A 21,033-nucleotide genomic window follows, 5' to 3' on the forward strand; every position below is an offset into this window, starting at 1 on the left:
TGACGGCTCGTCCTCAAACGCCGGACGGGCTGGAGACGCGGCTCCCGCCCGCCCGGCGAAGGGTCCTGCTACGACTGCGGGTGGTGCGCGGGGATCGGGGGCAGCTCCCCCGTCTCCTCGTACGCCGACAGCATGTCGATGCGGCGCGTGTGGCGCTCCTCGCCCGAGTACGGCGTGGTCAGGAAGATCTCGACGAACTTCGTCGCCTCTTCCCGGGTGTGCATCCGGCCGCCGATCGAGATGACGTTGGCGTTGTTGTGCTCACGGCCGAGTGCCGCGGTCTGCTCGCTCCAGGCAAGGGCGGCCCGTACGCCCTTGACCTTGTTCGCGGCGATCTGCTCGCCGTTGCCGGAGCCGCCGATGACGATGCCGAGGGCCTCGGGGTCCGCGGCGGTCCTCTCCGCGGCCCGCAGGCAGAACGGCGGGTAGTCGTCCTGGGCGTCATAGATGTGGGGCCCGCAGTCGACGGGCTCGTGGCCGTGGCTCTTGAGCCATTCGACCAGGTGGTTCTTGAGTTCGTAGCCGGCATGATCCGAGCCGAGGTACACGCGCATGCGTCCGAGTGTGGCATGTCGCGCCACCGGTGGCCGCGACCGGGGCCGGGCCCTCGGCAGCCAGGTCCAGGCCAATCGGCTGGAATGCAACGATCCGGATTCAGGACTTCCGTCCCGATCGCTCCTGAGTTTGAATGCGGGGGCTCGTGACCCGAGAACTTAAGGATTCGTCCATGACCTCGCAACCCTCCCTTGCGAAGGCAGACAGCAACCCCTCATCCCCTGGGGATACGCGGTCTGGCGGCAGTGGTGACACCGGCGACACCGGCGACGGCCTGAAAGCGGGTCTCAAGAACCGCCACCTCTCCATGATCGCGATCGGTGGCGTGATCGGCGCCGGTCTCTTCGTCGGTTCCGGCTCCGGCATCGCCGCCGCCGGGCCGGCCATCCTCGTCTCGTACGCCCTCGTCGGCACCATGGTCGTCATGGTGATGCGGATGCTGGGCGAGATGGCCGCCGCACGGCCGACCTCCGGCTCCTTCTCCACCTACGCCGACCAGGCGCTCGGCCGCTGGGCCGGGTTCTCCATCGGCTGGCTGTACTGGTTCTTCTGGGTCGTGGTGCTCGCGGTGGAGGCCACCGCGGGTGCCGTGATCCTCAACGGCTGGATACCCGCCGTCCCGCAGTGGGGCTGGGCGCTCATCGTGATGGTGGTGCTCACCGCGACGAACCTCGTCTCCGTCGGCTCGTACGGTGAGTTCGAGTTCTGGTTCGCGGGCATCAAGGTCGTCGCGATCGGCGCGTTCGTCGTCATCGGTCTGCTCGCCGTCTTCGGCGTGCTGCCCGGCTCCGACAACCCCGGCGCCGGTTTCGCGCACCTCACCGACGCGGGCGGCTTCATGCCGAACGGCGCGGGGGCCATCCTCACCGGCGTCCTGATGGTCGTCTTCTCCTTCATGGGCAGCGAGATCGTCACGCTGGCGGCCGGTGAGTCCGAGGACCCGCAGCGCGCGGTCACCAAGGCGACCAACAGCGTCATCTGGCGCATCGGCGTCTTCTACCTGGGCTCGATCTTCGTCGTGATCACGCTGCTCCCGTGGAACGACAAGTCGATCACCAAGGACGGCAGCTACGTCGCCGCGCTCAACTCGATCGGCATCCCCCACGCCGGTCAGGTCATGAACGTCATCGTGCTCACCGCCGTGCTGTCCTGCCTCAACTCCGGCCTCTACACCGCCTCCCGCATGGCCTTCTCGCTCGGCCAGCGCGGCGACGCGCCGAAGTCCTTCGCGCAGACGAACAAGCGGGGCGTGCCGGTGGCCGCGATCCTCGGCTCCGTCGTCTTCGGTTTCGTCGCCGTCTGGTTCAACTACCAGTGGAAGGACACCGTCTTCGACTTCCTGCTGAACTCCTCGGGCGCGGTGGCCCTCTTCGTGTGGCTGATCATCAGCTTCACGCAGCTGCGGATGCGCGGCATCATCCTGCGCGAGGAGCCGGAGAAGCTCGTCGTGAAGATGTGGCTCTTCCCGTACCTGACGTGGGTCACCATCGCGATGATCTCGTTCGTCCTCGTCTACATGCTGACCGACGAGACCGGACGCAAGCAGGTGCTGCTCTCGCTCCTGGCGGCCGCGTTCGTGGTCGTGTTCTCCGTGGTGCGGGAGAAGATGCGCGCCCGCGAACAGGCCTCTGCCTGACGTTCCTTGCCGGGTCCCGCGAAAAGCTGACGGAGTCTGTCAGCTTTTCGCGGGACCCTCTCCGTTGTCGGACAGTCGTACGCGGCCCAGGCGTACGCGGCACAACGGAGGTACCCCGTGGAACTCACCGCACAGCGATTCGTCTTCCGGCCCGGCGACGACGGATACGACGAGGAGATCGCCGGGTTCCAGACCGGCTTCACGACGCGGCCCGCCCTGGTCGTCGGCGCCGAGACCACGGACGACGTGATCGCCGCCGTGGCCCACGCCGCCCGCCACGCGCTTCCCGTGGGGGTGCAGGCCACCGGGCACGGGCTGCCGGGGGCCTCGGAGGGCGGCGTCCTGATCAGTACGCGGCGGATGGACTCCGTGCAGGTCGATGCCGCCGCCCGCACGGCCACCGTCGGCGCCGGGGCCCGCTGGGGCCAGGTCGTCGAGGCGGCGGCGCCGCACGGGCTGGCCCCGCTGAACGGCTCGGCCCCGAGCGTGGGCGCCGTGTCGTACACGCTCGGCGGCGGCCTCGGCATCCTCGCCCGCACCTTCGGCTACGCGGCCGACCACGTCCGCTCCCTCGACGTCGTCACCGCCGACGGCACGCTCCGCCACGTCACGGCCGACAGCGACCCCGACCTGTTCTGGGGCCTGCTCGGCGGCGGCGCCACCCTGGGCGTGGTGACGCGGCTGGAGATCGGCCTGGTGCCGGTGGCACGGCTGTACGGCGGGGCGATCACCTTCGACGGGGCCACGACGGGCCCGACGGCCCTGCTGCGGGGCTACGAGGAGTGGACGCGGACCCTGCCCGAGAAGCTGACCTCCTCACTGGCGGCGGTGGTCTACCCGGAGATCCCGCAGCTGCCGCCGCACCTGCGCGGCCGCTACCTCGTCTCGGTGCGGGTCGCGTTCACGGGCCCGGCGGACGAGGGCGAGCGGCTGGTGGCGCCGTTGCGCGCGCTCGGGCCCGCCGCGTCGGACACGCTGCGGGAGATGCCGTACACCGAGAGCCCCACCATCCACAGCGACCCCGACTTCCCGCACGCGTACTACGGGGACAGCGTGCTGCTGAGCGGCCTGGACACCGACGCGGCCGGTGAGCTGCTCGCGCTGACCGGGCCGGACGCCGACGCGATGCACGTCGTACAGATCAACCACCTGGGCGGCGCGCTCGCCCGGCCCGCACCGAACGCGGTGCCCTTCCGCGAGGCGGGCTGGCTCGTGCGGCTCCTCACCCCGCTGAGCGGAGTCGATGTCACGGCCGCGCGGGAGCTGCACGCGCGGGCGTTCGAGCACGTGGCGGACGCGACCCTGGGCCGCTCGCTGAACTTCGCGTTCGGCGGCGCGGACCGGCCGCAGGGGCTGTACGACGCGGATACGCGAAAGAGGCTCGCCGAGCTGAAGGCCACGTACGACCCGGCGAACCTCTTCAGGCGGAACTACAGCGTCCGTTAGTGGGCTGGGCCTCGCTCAGCGGTCGAGCAGCTTCCACGCCGTGGGCAGCACGCCCATCGCGAGCGCGGCCTTCAGGGCGTCGCCGATCAGGAAGGGCGTGAGCCCGGCGGCGACGGCCTGGGTCAGCGACATGCCGGTCGCGGCGGCGAGGTAGGGGACGCCGACGGCGTAGATGATCGCGGAGCCGAGGACCATCGTGCCCGCGGTGCGCACCATGGAGCGGTCGCCGCCGCGCCGGGCGAGGGCGCCCACCACCGTGGCGGCGAGCAGCATGCCGAGGACGTAGCCGAGGGAGGGGGCGGCGACGCCCGAACCCGCCTGCGCGAACCACGGCATGCCGGCCATGCCGACGAGGGCGTACAGCGCGAGGGAGAGGAAGCCGCGGCGGGCGCCGAGCGCGGTGCCGACGAGCAGCGCGGCGAAGGTCTGGCCGGTCACCGGCACCGGGGAGCCCGGCACGGGCACCGCGATCTGGGCGGCGATGCCGGTGAGCGCGGCGCCGCCGAGCACGAGGACCGCGTCCTTCGCGCGGGACGCGGGCAGCAGGTCGGCGAGGACCTGGCCGGGGCGGGTGGTGGCAGCGGCGATGCTCATCGGGACTCCGCGGGGACGTGGGCGGGTTGGACGTGTTGACGCTATCCCAGGCGGGGCCGGCGCCACACGGTCTCCGGGCGACAACCCGGGGGCGGGGCGTTGGTGGGCTCCGTACAAAGGACTTCGCGTACACCCCGTACGGCGTGACGCTCGTCACGGAGGTGGGCGGGTGGGTGGCCCGTTTTGCGCGGAGGGCTGTGGCCCGGGGAGACTGTGGAGTCCCGCCAAAAGTTTTCCGGCCCCCAGAGCACCCCGAGAGCAGCGCTGAGCACCATGCACGACCCCCAGGCCACGGCCTCCCCCGCCGGGGACGGGCCGCTCGGAACCGCCGAGCCCCTCGGCGCCGAGAAGGCCGAGAAGGAACCGCTCGGCGGTGGGCTCAAGCAGCGGCATCTCACGATGCTCGGGCTCGGCGGGGTCATCGGGGCCGGTCTGTTCGTCGGTTCGGGGGCGGGGATCGCCGTCGCGGGACCCGGCATCGTCGTCTCGTATCTGATCGCGGGCGCGCTCGCGATGTGCGTGATGCGGATGCTCGGCGAGATGTCGGCGGCGATGCCCGCGTCGGGCTCCTTCTCCGTGCACGCGGAGCGCGCGCTCGGCCGCTGGGCGGGGTTCAGCGTCGGCTGGCTCTACTGGTTCCTGCTGGTGGTCGTGCTCGCCGTGGAGGCGACCGGCGCCGCGCAGATCGCCCACGGCTGGGCGCCCGCGGTGCCGCAGTGGGCCTGGGTGCTGATCTTCATGCTGGTCTTCACGGGCGCCAACCTCGCGGCGGTGAAGAACTTCGGCGAGTTCGAGTTCTGGTTCGCGGCCCTGAAGGTCTTCGCGATCGTCGCCTTCCTGGTGCTCGGGCTGCTCGCGGTCTTCGGGGCGCTCCCGGACACGGACCCGGTGGGCCTCACGCACCTCACCGGCGACGGCGGTTTCCTGCCCAACGGCTGGGAGGGTGTCGTCTCCGGCGTCCTCGCCGTCGTCTTCGCCTTCGGCGGCCTGGAGGTCGTCACGATCGCGGCCGCCGAGTCCGACGACCCGGTCCGCTCGGTGGCCCGCGCGGTACGCAGCGCCGTCTACCGCATCCTCTTCTTCTACGTCGGTTCGATGCTGGTCATCGTGACGGTGCTGCCCTGGACGGCGCAGCGGGCGGGCGCCAGCCCGTACGTCACGGTCCTCGACACGATCGGCGTGCCGTCCGCCGGGACGATCATGAACATCGTGGTGTTCGTGGCCCTGCTCTCGGCGCTCAACGCCAACCTCTACGGGTCTTCCCGGATGGTCTTCTCGCTGGCCGAGCGCGGCGAGGCGCCGAAGGCCCTGCTGACGGTGTCCGGCGGCGGGGCGCCGCGCCGCGCGGTCCTCGCGTCGGTCGCCTTCGGCTTCGTATCGGTCGTCCTCAATCTGAAGTGGCCGGACTCAGTCTTCCTCTACATGCTCAACGCGGTCGGCGCGGTGCTGCTGTTCGTATGGGCGCTGATCGCGGTGTCGCAGCTGCGGCTGCGCCGGCGCATCGAGCGGGACGCGCCGGAGCGCCTCGTTCTGCGGATGTGGGCCTTCCCCTATCTGACCTGGGCGGCGCTGGCCGCGATGGCCGCCGTGCTCGTCCTGATGCTGAGCGACGACGGGGCGCGGCCGCAGCTGTTGTGGTCCGCGGGGGCGACGGGCCTGGTGCTCGCGGTCGCCGGCCTGCGGGAGTGGCGGGAGCGGCGCGCGGGGCGGTCCGGACCAGGCGTGAACAACCTGTGAACATTCTGTGTTCATTCCTTCACGACGTGTAGGCGTCGTGTCCGTATAGCGGTCCACTGTTCCCTGTCAGCGGTACAGGACTTCAGACTGTGGGCCCGCTCGTCCCCCCGTCTCGGCTACTGAACAGGGCACGCCCATGTCTCGGACGTCCACCCAGCAGGACGCAGCACCAGCGCCTGACCCGGCAGCATCTGATGCGGCACCCAAGGTCGACTCCCCGCTCGTCCACGGCCTCAAGCAGCGGCACCTGTCCATGATCGCGCTCGGCGGCGTCATCGGTGCCGGGCTCTTCGTGGGCTCCGGAGCGGGCATCGCCGCGGCAGGTCCCTCGATCGTCCTCGCCTACGCCGTGTCCGGCGCCCTCGTCATGCTCGTCATGCGCATGCTGGGCGAGATGTCGGCCGCCAACCCGGCCTCCGGCTCCTTCTCCGTCCACGCCGAGCGGGCCATCGGCCCCTGGGCGGGCTTCACCGCGGGCTGGGGCTTCTGGTTCCTGCTCTGCGTCGCCGTCGGCCTGGAGGGCATCGGCGCCGCGAAGATCATGGTGGGCTGGTTCCCCGACAGCCCCGAGTGGGCTTGGGTCGCCCTCTTCATGCTGGTGTTCTGCGGCGCCAACCTGACCGCCGTGAAGAACTTCGGCGAGTTCGAGTTCTGGTTCGCCGCGCTGAAGGTCGGTGCCATCACGCTCTTCCTCGGCATCGGCGTCCTCGCGATCCTCGGCATCCTGCCCGGCTCGGACACCCCCGCCCCCGGCCTGGAGAACCTCACCGGCGAGGGCGGCTTCATGCCGAACGGCACGGACGGCCTGATCATCGGCCTCCTCGCCTCCGTCTTCGCCTACGGCGGCCTGGAGACGGTGACGATCGCCGCCGCCGAGTCCGAGAACCCGGTCCGCAGCGTCGCCAAGGCCGTGCGCACCGCGATGTGGCGCATCGCCCTCTTCTACGTCGGCTCCATGCTGGTCGTCGTCACGCTGCTGCCGTGGGACAACAAGGACGTCGCCGCCAAGGGCCCCTACGTCGCCACACTCGACCACCTGGGCATCCCCGGCGCCGGCCAGATCATGAACGTCATCGTCCTGATCGCCCTGCTCTCCGCGATGAACGCCAACATCTACGGCGCCTCGCGCATGTCGTACTCCCTGATCGTGCGCGGCCAGGGCCCGAAGGTGCTCGGCCGGGTGTACAGCGGCGTGCCGCGCCTGGCGGTGCTCGCCTCCTCGGTCTTCGGCTTCGTCTGCGTCCTGCTCAGCTACTGGCGCCCCGACGACGTCTTCCCGTGGCTGCTCAACATGATCGGCGCGATGATCCTGGTCGTCTGGATCTTCATCGCCGTCTCGCAGTTGATCCTGCGCCGCAGGACGGAACGCGAGGAGCCGCAGAAGCTGGTCGTGCGGATGTGGGCGTACCCCTTCCTGACCTGGGTGGCGCTGGCCGCGATGGCGTACATCTTCTACCTGATGACGGAACAGCCGGACACCCGCAAGCAGCTGCTGGCCACGGGAACGCTGACGCTGTGCCTCGCGGTGATCGGGTACGTGCGGCAGAAGCGGGCGGAGAAGCAGGAGAAGCCGGCGGCGACCGCCTGATCGTCCGGCCGAGGCGTCGCGGCCCGCGGCTGTTACCTTCTGCGGGCCGCTGACGTGCGGCGCCGGAGGTACGGGGGGGCGACGCATGAGGTGGGACGGGCAGAGCGGGCAGGACCGCGCGGGCACACGGCTTCCGGACGGCATGACTCCGCCGCGGCGCCCCCGTCGACTGCCCCGGCTGCCCCCCGCCTCACCCGGGCGGCACCGGCTCAACAAGCTGTTCTACGTCGCCGCCGTGCTCGGCATCGGCACCAGCCTGTGGGCGTACTGGCTCACGTACACGGACCTGCGGGACCGGGCGGCGAGCGAGGAGCGGATAGCCGAGGCCTGCGGCGGGATGCTCGACGCCGAGGCGGTCATGGAGCTGCGGGGCGGATTCGGCAGGGCCGTCGCGTGGGGCGCGGGCGGCGGCGCGCTGCAGCCCGGCGCGACACCGCGGGAGTGCCGGGTCGGCTGGGACCGCGGCCGCAACGGCCACCAGGGCTCCTTCTCCCTCCTCGTCCGTACGCCCGAGGACCCGACGCCGATGCACCTGGTCGGCGACAGCGTCCGGCTTGAGCCGTTCGGCCACCGGGGCACTCTCGCGTCCCGCCCGGCGGACGTGACACGCCGGGCCGATCACGCCGAGCCGCGACCCCTCGGCGACGGGGCACTGGGCCATTACACCGACGACGCCGTCACGGTACGGACCGACTGCGCGGCCGGGAAACCCTCGGCCTTGCAGGTCACGGCCAAGGCCGGATACGACGACGTGTCGGACGCCGACCGCGAGATCCTGGCCGGTCTCGCCCGCGACTCCCTGACCCGGGCCGCGGCCCGGCTCGGCTGCCGTATGCCCCGACTCCCGGAGGTGCCGGACGAGGTGCGCGGCCCCGGGCGAGAGCTCAGCGCCCCGGAGACCGCGCGCGCCTCGTGCGCCTGGTACGCCCGCCACCTCGACGACACGCGGCGCGGCCGTCTGCCCGACCGCCTGCTGGAAGCACCCACGGGAGCCGGGAGCACGAAGGAGACCTGCCTGCTGGCGGTCAGCCCCCGCGGCGTGCGCGCGACCACGCCGCACCTGAGCGGCTCCCAGCGGCGCCTCACGGACAGCGCGCTCACCCACTCGCCCTGGTGGATGCGGACGGCCTCGTTCTTCGGCGCCGAGGCGCGGTCCGTGGCCGTGCACGACTACGACGAACCGCACGCCGCCAGGCCGGGCACCGCGGGCGGCGGGGAGGGCCTCGGTGCCTGGTGGGCCTCCTCCGTCTGCGACGGGCGCCCCGCCGTCCACACCCTCACCGTCAGCTATACGTACGACAACCTCACGCGCGACCGGCTGCGCGCCCTGTTCCGCGCGTACGTCGACGACATCACCGCCCGGCGGGGCTGCACCGACGTCACCTTCCCCGCCCCGGCCGCCTTCCGCTGAGCCCGGCCGTACACCCGTCTTCAGCCCTAGGTCGAAGGGCCGATCCCCCCTGCCCTGCCGAAGCCCTCACCTGCTGCTAGCCTGCACTTGCACATCGTTTGCAATAGGTAGCAACAAGCAGTAGTTATGCAGTCGGAGGGCTCGGACATGGCCATTTACACGCTTCCTGAACTTCCGTACGACTACGCGGCGCTCGAACCGGTCATCAACCCGCAGATCATCGAGCTGCACCACGACAAGCACCACGCGGCGTACGTGAAGGGCGCGAACGACACCCTTGAGCAGCTGGAGGAGGCACGCGACAAGGAGACGTGGGGGGCCATCAACGGCCTGGAGAAGAACCTCGCCTTCCACCTGTCGGGCCACATCCTGCACAGCATCTACTGGCACAACATGAACAGCCCCAAGGACGGCGGCGGCGGCGAGCCGCTGGCCGCCGACGGGGTCGGCGAGCTGGCGGACGCGATCACCGAGTCCTTCGGCTCCTTCGCCAAGTTCAAGGCCCAGCTGACCAAGGCCTCGGCGACGACGCAGGGTTCGGGCTGGGGCGTGCTCGCCTACGAGCCGCTCAGCGGCCGCCTCATCGTCGAGCAGGTCTACGACCACCAGGGCAACGTCGGCCAGGGCTCCACCCCGATCCTGGTCTTCGACGCCTGGGAGCACGCCTTCTACCTGCAGTACAAGAACCAGAAGGTGGACTTCATCGAGGCCATGTGGCAGGTCGTCAACTGGCAGGACGTCGCCAAGCGTTACGAGGCGGCCAAGCAGCGCGTGAACAGCCTGCTCCTGGCCCCGTGAGGCGCGCCGCCCCCGTGAAACGTCCTGCCTCGTGATCGTCTTCTCAACTTTCGCCGAGGCGGGCGGATAGAGGAAAGACCCCCGTGAGGACGTGACTCACGGGGGTCTTTCGGTGGCCGGCGTTCCGGTGCACCGTGGCATGCATGGTGGACGAGAAACACTGCCCGACCTGTCGGCAACTGCACCTCTTCCGCAAGGTCACCCCTGCCGAGGAGGCCCACATCGCCGGGCGCGTCGGGCTCGCGAAGGCCCGCGGCTTCTGGCGCTGCACCAACCCCGGCTGCCGCTGGGTCCAGCCGTACCACGTGCAGAGCCAGGGGTTCCGGCTTCCCGAGGAGACCTTCGGCTAGCGCGGGCCCGCCGCGGGCGCGGGTCAGTCGAAGATGGGGCCCTGCGTGCGCGTCCGCTTGATCTCGTAGAAGCCCGGCGTGGAGGCGACGAGCAGCGTGCCGTCCCAGAGCCGCGCCGCGGCCTCGCCCTTGGGGGCCGGGGTGACGACCGGGCCGAAGAAGGCGATCTGCTCGCCGTCGGCGCCGGGGACGGCGATGACCGGCGTACCGACGTCCTGGCCGACCTTGTCGATGCCTTCCTTGTGGGAGGCGCGCAGCTGGGCGTCGTAGGTGTCGGAGTCCATGTGGTCGGCGAGGCCGGCGGGCAGGCCGACGTCCTCCAGCGCGCCGACGACGGCCTCACGGGTGGCGCCCTCGCCGCGGTTGTGGAAGCGGGTGCCGAGCGCGGTGTAGAGCTTGCCGGTGATCTCCTGGCCGTGCTCCTGCTGGGCGGCGATGACGACGCGGACCGGGCCCCAGGCCTTGGTCTCGAGCATCTCGCGGTACTCCTCGGGCAGCTCGTCGAGCCTGTCCTCGTTCAGGACGGCGAGGCTCATCACATGCCAGCGGACCTCGACGTCGCGGACCTTCTCCACCTCGAGCATCCAGCGCGACGTCATCCAGGCCCAGGGGCACAGCGGGTCGAACCAGAAGTCGACCGGGGTCTTGGCCGCCGCGCTCGCGGCGTTCGTGTTCTCGGACATGTCTCTCCCTAGGGGATGTGTTCGGCGCCTGGGGAGGGGAACGTCGGGGGCCCGTCGGGGCATTCCCGGATGTCGGCGGCCGACGGCCCATGCGAGGATCAAAGCCGTTCGCAGGAGTCAGGCGAGTCCCGCGAGCGAGTCATGCGAGTCATGTACGTCATGCAAGTCAGCTGAGTCATGCGAGTCCTGCGAGTCACAAGGGAGTGCCGCCCGTGCCCGGTGAGAATCTGTCCCGCGACGAGGCCCGCGAGAGGGCCGCGCTGCTGTCCGTCGATGGCTACGAGGTCTTCCTGGACCTGCGCTCGGCGGTCGGCGAGAGCGGTCAGGAGCCGCGCACCTTCCGCTCGGTCACCACGATCCGCTTCCGTGCCGAGCCGGGCGCCGCGAGCTTCGCCGACCTGATCGCGCCGAGCGTCACGGCCCTCACGCTCAACGGCAAGGACCTGGACCCGGCCGCGGCCTTCGACGGCACGCGCATCGCGCTGGAGGACCTCGCCGAGGAGAACGAACTGGTGGTGGACGCCCAGTGCGCCTACAGCCGCACCGGTGAGGGCATGCACCGCTTCGTCGACCCCGAGGACGGCGAGGTCTACCTCTACACGCAGTACGAGCCCGCGGACTCCCGCCGCGTCTTCGCCAACTTCGAGCAGCCCGACCTGAAGGCCCCCTACCGCTTCGAGGTGCGGGCCCCCGAGGGCTGGACGGTCTGGTCGAACGGCGTCGGCGAACTGACCGACGGCACCTGGCGGTTCGCCGAGACCAAACCGATCTCGACGTACATCACGGCGATCGCGGCCGGCCCCTACCACCACGTGACGGACACCTACGAGCGCGTCCTCCCCGACGGCACCCGCCTGGAGATCCCCCTCGGCGCGATGTGCCGCAAGGGCCTCGCCCCGCACTTCGACGCCGACGACATCTTCCTCGTCACCAAGCAGGGCCTGGACTTCTTCCACGACCACTTCGACTACCCCTACCCCTTCGGGAAGTACGACCAGGCCTTCGTGCCGGAGTACAACCTCGGCGCGATGGAGAACCCGGGCCTGGTGACGTTCCGCGAGGAGTTCGTCTTCCGCGGCAACGTGACCCAGGCGTCGTACGAGCGCCGGGCCAACGTGATCCTGCACGAGATGGCCCACATGTGGTTCGGCGACCTGGTCACCATGCGGTGGTGGGACGACCTGTGGCTCAAGGAGTCCTTCGCCGACTTCATGGGCTCCTTCTCGATGGTCGAGGCGACCCGCTTCACCAACGGCTGGATCACCTTCGCCAACAACCGCAAGTCCTGGGCCTACCGCGCCGACCAGCTACCCTCCACCCACCCCATCACGGCCGACATCCGTGACCTGGAGGATGCCAAGCTCAACTTCGACGGGATCACGTACGCCAAGGGCGCCTCCGTCCTCAAGCAGCTCGTGGCCTACGCGGGCCGGGACGCCTTCCTGGAGGGCGCCCGCCGCTACTTCAAGCGGCACGCGTACGGCAACACCGTCCTCGGTGACCTGCTCTCGGTCCTGGAGGAGACGTCCGGCCGGGACATGTCCTCCTGGTCGCGGTCCTGGCTCCAGACGGCGGGCGTCAACTCCCTGACCCCGCAGGTCATCCTGAACGCGGACGGTCGGATCACCGAGCTGTCCGTGCTCCAGGAGGCCGCCGAGTCCCACCCCGAACTGCGCCCGCACCGCGTGGCCGTGGGCCTGTACAGCAGGACGCCCGGCGGCGGCCTGGAGCGGTACGCCCGCGCGGAGGTCGACGTCGACGGCCCGCGCACGGTGGTCGCCGAGCTGGCCGGTGAGGCCGCCCCCGAACTCGTCCTGGTCAACGACGACGACCTGACCTACTGCAAGATCCGCTTCGACGAGACCTCCCTCGCCACGCTGCGGGAGCACCTCGACGACCTGACCGACCCGCTCGCCCGCGCCCTGTGCTGGTCCGCGCTGTGGAACCTCACGCGCGACGCGCTCATGCCCGCGCGGGACTTCATCGGCCTCGTCCTGCGCTTCGCGGGGCGCGAGAGCGACATCGGCGTGCTCCAGATGCTGCACACCTGGGCCAGGACCGCCCTCACGCAGTACGCCGCGCCCGACTGGCGCGAGGAGGGCGGCCGGGCGATCGCCGAGGGCGCGCTGCGGGAGCTGCGCCTGGCGGAGCCGGGCAGCCAGCACCAGCTGACGTGGGCCCGGTTCTTCGCGGCGGTGGCCACCTCGGCGGCCGATCTCCAGCTCCTGGAGGGCCTGTTGGCGGGCACGGCCAGGATCGACGGCCTGGAGGTCGACCAGGAGCTGCGCTGGGCGCTGCTCGGTCCGCTGGCCGCGCACGGCACCGCCGACGAGCGGGTCCTCGCGGCCGAGCTGGCCCGCGACGACACGGCCTCCGGCAAGCGGCACCAGGTGCGGTGCCTGGCCGCGCGCCCCTCGGCGGCGGTCAAGGCGCAGGCGTGGGCCGCCGTGGTGGAGTCGGACGCGCTGTCCAACGCGCTGGTCGAGGCGACGATCGCCGGGTTCGCGCAGCCGTCGCAGCGGGAGCTGACCCTGCCGTACCTCACGAAGTACTTCGAGGCGATCGAGCGGGTGTGGGCGGAGCGGTCCATCCAGATCGGCATGGACGTGGTGCGAGGGCTGTTCCCGCATCTCCAGGGCGACGAGGCACTCGCCGCCGCGGACGCGTGGCTGGCCGCCCATGAGGATGCCGCTCCGGCCCTGCGCCGCCTGGTCCTGGAGGCCCGTGACGACCTGGCCCGTTCGCTGCGGGCCCAGGCGTGCGACGCCGGAGCGGGGGCCTAGACCGGCGGCCGGGGGCGCACTCCACCGGGCCTGCGGGGCATGGCCCGGGGCGGCCGGGGCAAAGACTCATCGGCTGTCGAACGTCCGTGCTTTAGGGCGAGGTTGTCCGGGTTTGACGACGAGTGTGTAACAGCGGTTAGGGGGCGGAGTGCGGGCGGGAACGACCGGGTCATGAACCACGACACCCCGGTCTCCCCGCTCCCTCTCCAGCGCCTCGCCGACATCCGGCCCCGCGTCCTGAGCACCGCCCAGCTCCGCGAGCACGGCGTCTCCACCGCGGCCGCGGGCGCGCGCTGCCGCCCCGGTGGCCCCTGGCAGCAGCTCCTGCCGGGCGTCTGCCTGCTGCACCCCGGTCCGCCGACCAGCGAGGAGCGGCTGCACGGCGCCCTGCTCTACGCGGGGCGCCCGCCGACCCGCGAGGCCGGTGCCGTCCCCGCCCAGCCCGCCCCGGGCCGACCGCACGCCCCGTACGCGGAGGCGATGATCACGGGCCTCGCGGCGCTGACCCTGCACCGGTTCTCGTCCGCTCCCCCGCTGCTCTCCCTGGACCGCATCGACGTCCTGGTGCCCCGCACCCGGCGGCTGCGTTCCGCCGGGTTCGTGCGGCTCGTGCGCGGTGTCGGGCTGCCGGCGCCCGAGCAGATCACGGGGCTTCCGGTGGCTCCGGTGCCGCGTGCTCTGGCCGACGCGGTGGCGCAGCTCGCCGACGCGGGCACGGTGCGCCTGCTGCTCAGCGAGGCGGTGCGCGGTGGGCACTGCGAACCGGCGGCCGTGGTGCGGGAGTTGAGCGGCGCCCGGCTGCTGAACCTGCCGCATGTCGTGGACGCCGTGGACTCGCTGCTCGCCGAGGGGCGGGCCATCGCGGAGGACCGGCTGTACCGGCTGGTGACCGAGCACGGCCTCCCGGACCCGGTGTGGAACGTCGACCTGCGGCTCCCCGGCGGCCCGCACCTCGGCGGCGTCGACGCCTACTGGCCCGACCACGCCGTCGCCGTGGAGCTCGACACCCGCGCGCCGCGGCAGGCGCCGTCCCGGGGCGACGACACGCTGTGGTCCGAGTGCGCCCGCAGGCGCGAGCACTTGGAGCGGCTCGGCGTCACCGTCGTCCACCTCACCCCGAAGAAGCTCCGGGACACGCCGGAGCAGCAGGCGACCGTCCTGCGGACCGCGCTGATGGCGTCGACGGACCGTGACCCGGCGGCGTATGTCGTGGTGCTGCCCCGTTAGCGCGCTGCGGCGCGACGACCGTGACAGTGACGGTGTCCGCCGGCGGTTCAGCCTTTGCGCAGCACCAGTTCCGTGTTCCGGTCCTCCGCCTCGCCGCCCAGCGCGGGCTTCGCGCCCGGGGCGTTGAAGGACAGCTCGCGGTAGAGCGCGGCCAGGCCGGTCTGGGAGAGGTCGGTGAAGTCCGTGCGGTGCGGGGCGGCGGACTCGATGAGCGTGGTGAACAGGGAGATGGTGCCGTCGTGGTTGTCACTCAGCTCCACGACCCGCGCGAGCTGCGGGAAGTCGATGTGGGAGGCGGTGGAGACCTCCCAGAAGGAGCCGTGCGGCGTGTGGTGGGGGGTGATCGCGTTCTTGTGGCTGTGGCCGTTGACCCAGGCGACGACGGACCGGTGGCGGCCGAGCAGCGCGAGGATCTCCTCGCCGCCGTGCCGGGCCTCGCCGGGGCGTGCCGGGTCGTGGCGGAGGTTGCGCATGGTGCGGCTGGTGTGGTGGCTGAAGACGACGACGTACGAGGGTCCGCCGTCGCGCCGTTCGTTGGCGGTCAGCTCACGGTCCAGCCAGCGCAGCTGGGCGGTGCCGAGCGAACCCTCGTAATGGCCGCCGGGGTCGGTCGTGTCGAGACTGATGCCGAGCACGTCGTCGCTGATGCGGAAGGAGTAGTACTGGGTGGCGGAGGCCAGGTTCTCCTCGGTGTAGCCGTGGCCGACGGGCCCGGCGCCCCTGTGGGCGGGGTCCAGGTGCGCCTCGACGTACTCGGCGGGGGTGAAGGGCGCCCGTGACGCGTCCGGCGTCACGGACCGCATGCGCCGCGCCTCGCTCTTGAGCAGCTCCTTGAAGTGGGCGCCCTTGGGGTCGCGCCCCTTCTTCACGGCCTTCCACAGGGCGGCGCCGCGCGTCTCGTCGAGGGACATCAGCTTCTTGCCGCCGACGGCGAACTCGGTGAAGTACGGGTCCTTCGGGGCCCAGCAGCCGCCGGGCAGCGCGTCGTGGTTGCCGACCGTGGAGTACCACGGCAGGCCGAGGCCCGGGCTGTTGACCTCGCGGACGGCCGCGTCGAGGAAGCCGTGCAGGCGCGGGAAGCCGAGCGCCTTGTCGGCGTCGCGCAGGGCGGCGTCCGGGTGCCAGTACAGCTTGAGGCCGCTGTCCTGCACGCCTTCGTAGCGGCGCGGGTCGCCGGTGTTGGGGGTGATGCGGCCGCCGCTCATGACCTTGAGATACCAGTCGAGTTCGGCGCGGGAGTTGTTGTCGGTGTTGTCGCCGGTGGTGACGACGCAGTGCAGGGGCGCGCCGGTGGCGGGTGCGCCGCGCAGGGCGTTGACGCGCTCGACGAGGGAGACCGCGCCGGCCACCGACAGCGACTCGTGGGGCCGCCAGGCGCTGGCCGTCTGCGCGCGCAGGTACTCGTACCGCAGGGGGTGTTGTACGTCGACGAGGTGCAGGTCGGTGAATTGCACGAACGCGGCGAGCGCGGTCCTGCGCCGCTCCCGCCCCGGCTTCGCCGCCGCGAGGTCGCCGCGTACGACGCGCGGCCAGGCGGGGCCGTCGCCGAGGCGCCGGTAGCCGGAGGTGCCGCGCGGGGCGGCGACGGTGCGGAGGGTGGTGCCGTTCTTGTACGGCATGAGGGGCGCGGCGGGCGCCGGCCGGGAGCGGGGCACGGTGGCGTGGCTCGCGGGGGCGGCGCTGCCGGAGCCGGCGCCGGGTCCCAGCGCGTAGCCGATCCCGGCGGAGAGGGTGACCGCGCCGGCGGCGGCGAGGACGGAGCGGCGGTCGAGGCGGACCGTGGCGGGTGCGGTGGCGACAGAGCGTATGCGCGGCATGCGCGGTCTCCCCGGGTGCGAACGCGTCGACAGTGGTCGCGGGGGCCCGGGGCCGGGATGCGGCCCGTGAACTTCCCGCTCTTACTGGATCGTTGGCATCGGGGGTGACCTGTGTGTGAACGAGACCACAACGAGCGGCGCCGATCACCGTACGTGGATCACGGGGTACCCGGCGCGGTCACGCACCTCTTCCCCGGCGGAGAGGAAGCGGTCACTCCGTGTTCATCTTCCGGGGAAGGGGAGGCGCGTCGGGGGCTCACCGGCCCGGGTCGGCGGGGTGGTGGAGGTGTCCGTTCCGGGGGCGGGCGCGCCACAGTTCGAGGCCGATGTCGACGAGTCCGACGCGGTCGAGGTCCGCGACGGACTCCAGGGGGTGCCAGGCCGCGAGGTCCGTGGAGCCGTCGGTCTCGTGGCGCAGTTCGCCGCCGGTGACCCGGCCCTCGTACACGATGCGCAGTCCGTGGAAGTCGGCGACGGCGCCGAGCCTGCGCGGGTAACGGCGGCGCAGGGAGTCGACGCCGAGGAGGGTCACCGGTTCGACGACGTAGCCGGTCTCCTCGTCGGCCTCGCGGATCACGGTGTCGTAGGGGTCCTCGCCGTGGTCCATGCCGCCGCCGGGCAGCGTCCAGCGTTTGCTGCCGTCGCCCGCCACCCAGCGGGCGAGCAGTACCTGTCCGTCGCGTACACATACGGCGTAGGCCGCCACCCTGAGTTCCTTGTGCACGGACCGACGCTAGTCGCCCACGGCCGGATCGGCAGGAGAGTGGACGATGCGGGCCGGGCCCCGCCCCCCTCCTGGGGCGCCACGGGGAGGGTCGCGGGCGGTGGGCGCGGCGGCCGGTAGCAGTAGGCCCAAGTCCCCCTATAGGCCGCCTTGTCCACCATGGCGTATGGCGGGATTGCGTCACGTCCTGATCACGGCTCGGACAACTCTCCCCAAAGACCTGTCACTTACGTAAAGCTGAGCGGTCATCCGGCCCCGGATTCCGGACCTTCGCGGACACCGGGCCGGATGCCGTATGGACCCTCCTCCCGACTTACGTACAGGGATGCCGATGCCCAGATCCAGTTCCAGCGCGAGACCCCCGGTCTCGGGACGCGCGCCCCGCCTCGCGATAGCCATCGGCCTCACGGCCGCGCTCTGCGCGACCGGGGCCGCTCCCCTGGCGTTCGCGGCGGACGACACGCCCGTGCCCGAGCCCAAGTCGGCCGCGGGCAAGCTCGGCCCGGCCGACGCCGGCCTGCTCGCCGAGGCCAAGGCGGACGGCGAGAAGACCGTCACGATGATGGTCGCCACCGCGCCCGGCGCCACCGAGCGGGTCGCCGACCAGCTCGACGCCGTCAAGGGCGGCTCGGTCGGCCGCACCTACGACAAGCTCGGCTACGTCCGCGCGACCGTGCCGACCGGCAGGGCCGACGCCGCGATCAAGTCGGCCGCGAAGCTGTCGTCCGTGCACGCCATCGACCTGCGCCACGAGATCGAGCTGGACGACCCGACGCCCGCCGCCGACCGCGCCAAGGGCGCGCAGACCGCCGCGCGGGGCACGTATCCGGGCCCGGGCAAGAACACCCCGGCGAAGAACCCGTACAACCCGGCCGCCGAGACCGGTGCCGTCGACTTCGTGCAGAAGCACCCGAAGGCGGACGGCCGCGGCGTCACCATCGGCATCCTGGACTCCGGCGTCGACCTCGGCCATCCGGCGCTGAAGAAGACCACCACCGGCGAGCGCAAGATCACCGACTGGGTGACGGCGACCGACCCGATCGTGGACGCCGACGGCACCTGGCGCCGCATGACCGACGCGGTCAGCGGGCCCACCTTCACCTGGGACGGCAGGACCTGGAAGGCCCCCGCGGGCTCCTTCCAGGTCAACCGCTTCCGCGAGTCGGCCACCACGGGCGGCGACGCCAAGGGCGACATCAACCGCGACGGCGACACCACCGACAGCTGGGGCCTCCTGTACGACGCGGCGGCCGGCACCGTCCGCGTCGACCTGAACGACAACAACGACTTCACCGACGACGAGACGATGAAGCCGTACAAGGACGGCCACCAGGTCGCCTACTTCGGCAAGGACAACCCGGACACCGACGTCGTCGAGCGCGTGCCGTTCGTCGTCGAGATCCGCAAGGACGTCCCCACCGACCCGTACGGCGGCGACTGGGTCGGCAAGAAGGCCGACTTCGTCAACGTCGGCGTCATCGAGTCCGAGCACGGCACGCACGTCGCGGGCATCACCGCGGCCAACGGCCTGTTCGGCGGCAAGATGAACGGCGCCGCCCCCGGCGCCAAGCTGGTCTCCTCGCGCGCCTGCACCTGGACCGGCGGTTGCACCAACGTCGCGCTCACCGAGGGCATGATCGACCTCGTCACCAAGCGCGGCGTCGACATCGTCAACATGTCGATCGGCGGCCTGCCCGCCCTCAACGACGGCAACAACGCGCGCGCCGAGCTGTACACGCGCCTCATCGACACCTACGGCGTGCAGCTGGTGATCTCCGCGGGCAACTCCGGCCCCGGCGCGAACACCATCGGCGACCCCAGCCTCGCCGACAAGGTCATCTCCGTCGGCGCCTCGATCTCCAAGGAGACCTGGGCCGCCAACTACGGCTCGGCCGTGGAGAAGAAGTACGCGATGATGAACTTCTCCTCGCGCGGTCCGCGCGAGGACGGCGGCTTCACGCCGGTCATCTCGGCGCCGGGCTCGTCCATCAACACCACGCAGACCTGGCTGCCGGGCTCCCCGGTCGCCGAGGCCGGCTACCAGCTCCCCGCCGGCTACTCGATGCTCCAGGGCACCTCGATGGCCTCCCCGCAGGCCGCGGGCGCCTCGGCGCTGCTGCTCTCCGCCGCCAAGCGCGCGAAGGTCGACCTGACCCCGGCGACGCTGCGCACCGCACTCACCTCGACCGCGGACCGCATCCGCGGCGAGCAGGCGTACGCCCAGGGCACCGGTCTGATCGACGTGCCCGACGCCTGGAAGTCCATCAAGGACGGCGCGAAGGCCCACACGTACACCGTGAAGGCCCCGGTCGACACCGCCCTGGAGCAGGAGCTGAAGAAGCCCGGCACAGGCATCTACGACCGTGAGGGCGGCCTGAAGACCGGCCAGAAGCGGACGTACGACGTGACGATCACCCGCACCTCGGGCCCGGACCGCGGCGTCCGCCACGAGCTGGACCTCGTCAACAACCACGACAAGACCTTCCGCCTGCTCGGCGACGACGACATCACGCTGCCGCTGAACAAGCCGGTCACCGTCAAGGTCCAGGCGAAGGCCGCCTCCGCCGGTCTGCACAGCGCGATCCTCACCGTCGACGACGAGCGCACCGAGGGCATCGACCGGCAGATCATGTCGACCGTCGTCGTCGCGGCGCCGCTCGCCAAGCCGTCGTTCACGTTCGAGGCGGACGGCTCGGTGCAGCGCAACAGCACCACGTCGTACTTCGTCACCGTGCCGAAGGGCGCCAAGTCCCTGGAGGTCGCCCTCGGCGGCCTGAAGGGCAAGAGCCAGACGCGCTTCATCGCCGTGCACCCCTACGGCGTCCCGGTCGACTCCACGTCGTCGATCGTCTGCTACCCGAACTACGAGAACCCGGCCAACACCTGCCGCCCGGACCGGCGCGCGTACGCGGAGCCGCAGCCCGGCGTCTGGGAGATCGAGGTCGAGTCGCGCCGCACGTCGCCGCTGCTCGACAACCCGTACGAGCTGAAGGTCTCCGCGCTCGGCGTCGACTTCGACCCGGCCGTGCAGACGGTCCCCGAGGCGAAGGTCGGCACCCCGGCGCCCGTCGCCTGGAAGGCCACGAACAACTTCGCCGCGGTCGAGGGCAAGCTGAAGGGCGGCTCGCTCGGCTCCGCCAAGTCGGCGCGGCCCAGCATCGGCCAGGACGCCACGCAGACCACCACGGTGGAGGTGCCCGCGGGCGCGGAGCGGCTCGACGTCGTCATCGGCTCGCCGGCCGATGTCGCCGCCGACCTGGACCTGGCCGTCAAGAAGGACGGCAAGGTCGTCGGTTCGTCGGCGGAGGGCGACTCGGAGGAGTCCGTGAGCCTGACGAAGCCGGCCGCCGGTACGTACACGATCGAGGTCGTGGGCTACTCGGTGCCGACCGGCTCGACCGCCTACGACTACCGGGACGTGTTCTTCTCGGACGCGCTCGGCAAGGTCACGGTCGACGACTCCAAGACGGTGAAGCTCGGCACCGGCGCCTCGGCGCAGGTCGAGGCCACGGTCGAGGCGAAGGCCCCGGCCGCCGAGGGCCGTGAGCTGTTCGGCGAGGTGTCGCTGGTGAACGCGGGCGGCACGGTCGCCGGCAACGGCAGCGTGAAGATCGAGAAGGTCACGCCGTAACGGTGATCGACTGATCCGGAACGCCGGGAACGCCGGGTGGGCTCGTGTGAGCC

The 21,033-nt window shown here is 71.5% G+C and carries 15 protein-coding genes; 10 read left to right on the forward strand and 5 right to left on the reverse strand.

Annotated elements, in window-relative coordinates; all coding sequences use genetic code 11:
• Positions 1-68 precede the first annotated feature (68 nt).
• On the reverse strand, positions 69-554 hold the full coding sequence (locus J2N69_RS12085; RefSeq protein WP_230900744.1) for a ribose-5-phosphate isomerase: 486 nt from the start codon (positions 552-554) through the stop codon (positions 69-71).
• Between the two features lie 173 nt (positions 555-727).
• Here J2N69_RS12085 and J2N69_RS12090 point away from each other — a divergent pair, with 173 nt between their 5' ends.
• On the forward strand, positions 728-2,191 hold the full coding sequence (locus J2N69_RS12090; protein ID WP_230900745.1) for an amino acid permease: 1,464 nt from the start codon (positions 728-730) through the stop codon (positions 2,189-2,191).
• Between the two features lie 117 nt (positions 2,192-2,308).
• The gene (locus J2N69_RS12095) at positions 2,309-3,637 is read left to right on the forward strand and encodes an FAD-binding oxidoreductase (protein ID WP_230900746.1); all 1,329 of its coding nucleotides are present in this window, start codon (positions 2,309-2,311) and stop codon (positions 3,635-3,637) included.
• 15 nt (positions 3,638-3,652) lie between these two features.
• On the opposite strand, the gene J2N69_RS12100 is transcribed toward J2N69_RS12095, so the two are convergent.
• The gene (locus J2N69_RS12100) at positions 3,653-4,231 is read right to left on the reverse strand and encodes a biotin transporter BioY (protein WP_230900747.1); all 579 of its coding nucleotides are present in this window, start codon (positions 4,229-4,231) and stop codon (positions 3,653-3,655) included.
• 273 nt (positions 4,232-4,504) lie between these two features.
• Between J2N69_RS12100 and J2N69_RS12105 the strand changes: the two genes are divergently transcribed.
• From J2N69_RS12105 to J2N69_RS12125, 5 genes are all read left to right on the forward strand, one after another.
• Complete coding sequence (locus tag J2N69_RS12105; protein WP_408056713.1) at positions 4,505-5,968, forward strand: amino acid permease; 1,464 nt, start codon at positions 4,505-4,507, stop codon at positions 5,966-5,968.
• A gap of 136 nt (positions 5,969-6,104) precedes the next feature.
• A complete protein-coding gene (locus tag J2N69_RS12110) occupies positions 6,105-7,556 on the forward strand; it encodes an amino acid permease (protein ID WP_230900748.1) in 1,452 nt (483 codons plus the stop codon).
• Between the two features lie 85 nt (positions 7,557-7,641).
• Positions 7,642-8,967 (forward strand): hypothetical protein, encoded by a 1,326-nt coding sequence (locus J2N69_RS12115; protein ID WP_230900749.1) that lies wholly within the window; start codon positions 7,642-7,644, stop codon positions 8,965-8,967.
• A gap of 147 nt (positions 8,968-9,114) precedes the next feature.
• Entirely contained in the window at positions 9,115-9,765 is a 651-nt protein-coding gene (locus tag J2N69_RS12120; RefSeq protein ID WP_062773926.1) for a superoxide dismutase, read from the forward strand.
• A 143-nt stretch (positions 9,766-9,908) separates the two neighbouring features.
• The gene (locus J2N69_RS12125; RefSeq protein ID WP_127910273.1) at positions 9,909-10,115 is read left to right on the forward strand and encodes a hypothetical protein; all 207 of its coding nucleotides are present in this window, start codon (positions 9,909-9,911) and stop codon (positions 10,113-10,115) included.
• 23 nt (positions 10,116-10,138) lie between these two features.
• On the opposite strand, the gene J2N69_RS12130 is transcribed toward J2N69_RS12125, so the two are convergent.
• Positions 10,139-10,798, reverse strand: coding sequence for a mycothiol-dependent nitroreductase Rv2466c family protein (locus J2N69_RS12130; RefSeq protein WP_230900750.1), 660 nt, complete (start codon positions 10,796-10,798; stop codon positions 10,139-10,141).
• Between the two features lie 212 nt (positions 10,799-11,010).
• On the opposite strand from J2N69_RS12130, the gene pepN reads away from it, so the two are divergent.
• Together pepN and J2N69_RS12140 are read left to right on the forward strand one after the other, a co-directional pair.
• Positions 11,011-13,581, forward strand: a complete 2,571-nt coding sequence (gene pepN, locus J2N69_RS12135) for an aminopeptidase N (protein WP_230900751.1) — start codon at positions 11,011-11,013, stop codon at positions 13,579-13,581.
• A gap of 171 nt (positions 13,582-13,752) precedes the next feature.
• Positions 13,753-14,808 (forward strand): hypothetical protein, encoded by a 1,056-nt coding sequence (locus J2N69_RS12140; RefSeq protein ID WP_230900752.1) that lies wholly within the window; start codon positions 13,753-13,755, stop codon positions 14,806-14,808.
• Between the two features lie 47 nt (positions 14,809-14,855).
• On the opposite strand, the gene J2N69_RS12145 is transcribed toward J2N69_RS12140, so the two are convergent.
• The gene (locus J2N69_RS12145; RefSeq protein WP_230900753.1) at positions 14,856-16,625 is read right to left on the reverse strand and encodes a TIGR03767 family metallophosphoesterase; all 1,770 of its coding nucleotides are present in this window, start codon (positions 16,623-16,625) and stop codon (positions 14,856-14,858) included.
• Positions 16,626-16,881: 256 nt separating this feature from the next.
• Positions 16,882-17,349: an NUDIX hydrolase gene (locus J2N69_RS12150; protein ID WP_230900754.1), complete on the reverse strand. Its 468-nt coding sequence runs from the start codon at positions 17,347-17,349 to the stop codon at positions 16,882-16,884.
• Between the two features lie 331 nt (positions 17,350-17,680).
• Here J2N69_RS12150 and J2N69_RS12155 point away from each other — a divergent pair, with 331 nt between their 5' ends.
• Positions 17,681-20,980 carry a S8 family serine peptidase gene (locus tag J2N69_RS12155; RefSeq protein ID WP_230900755.1) on the forward strand — a complete coding sequence of 1,100 codons (3,300 nt, stop codon included), beginning with the start codon at positions 17,681-17,683 and terminating at the stop codon, positions 20,978-20,980.
• Positions 20,981-21,033 lie beyond the last annotated feature (53 nt).

This window comes from Streptomyces huasconensis, from assembly GCF_021028635.1.
Classification (GTDB): domain Bacteria; phylum Actinomycetota; class Actinomycetes; order Streptomycetales; family Streptomycetaceae; genus Streptomyces; species Streptomyces huasconensis.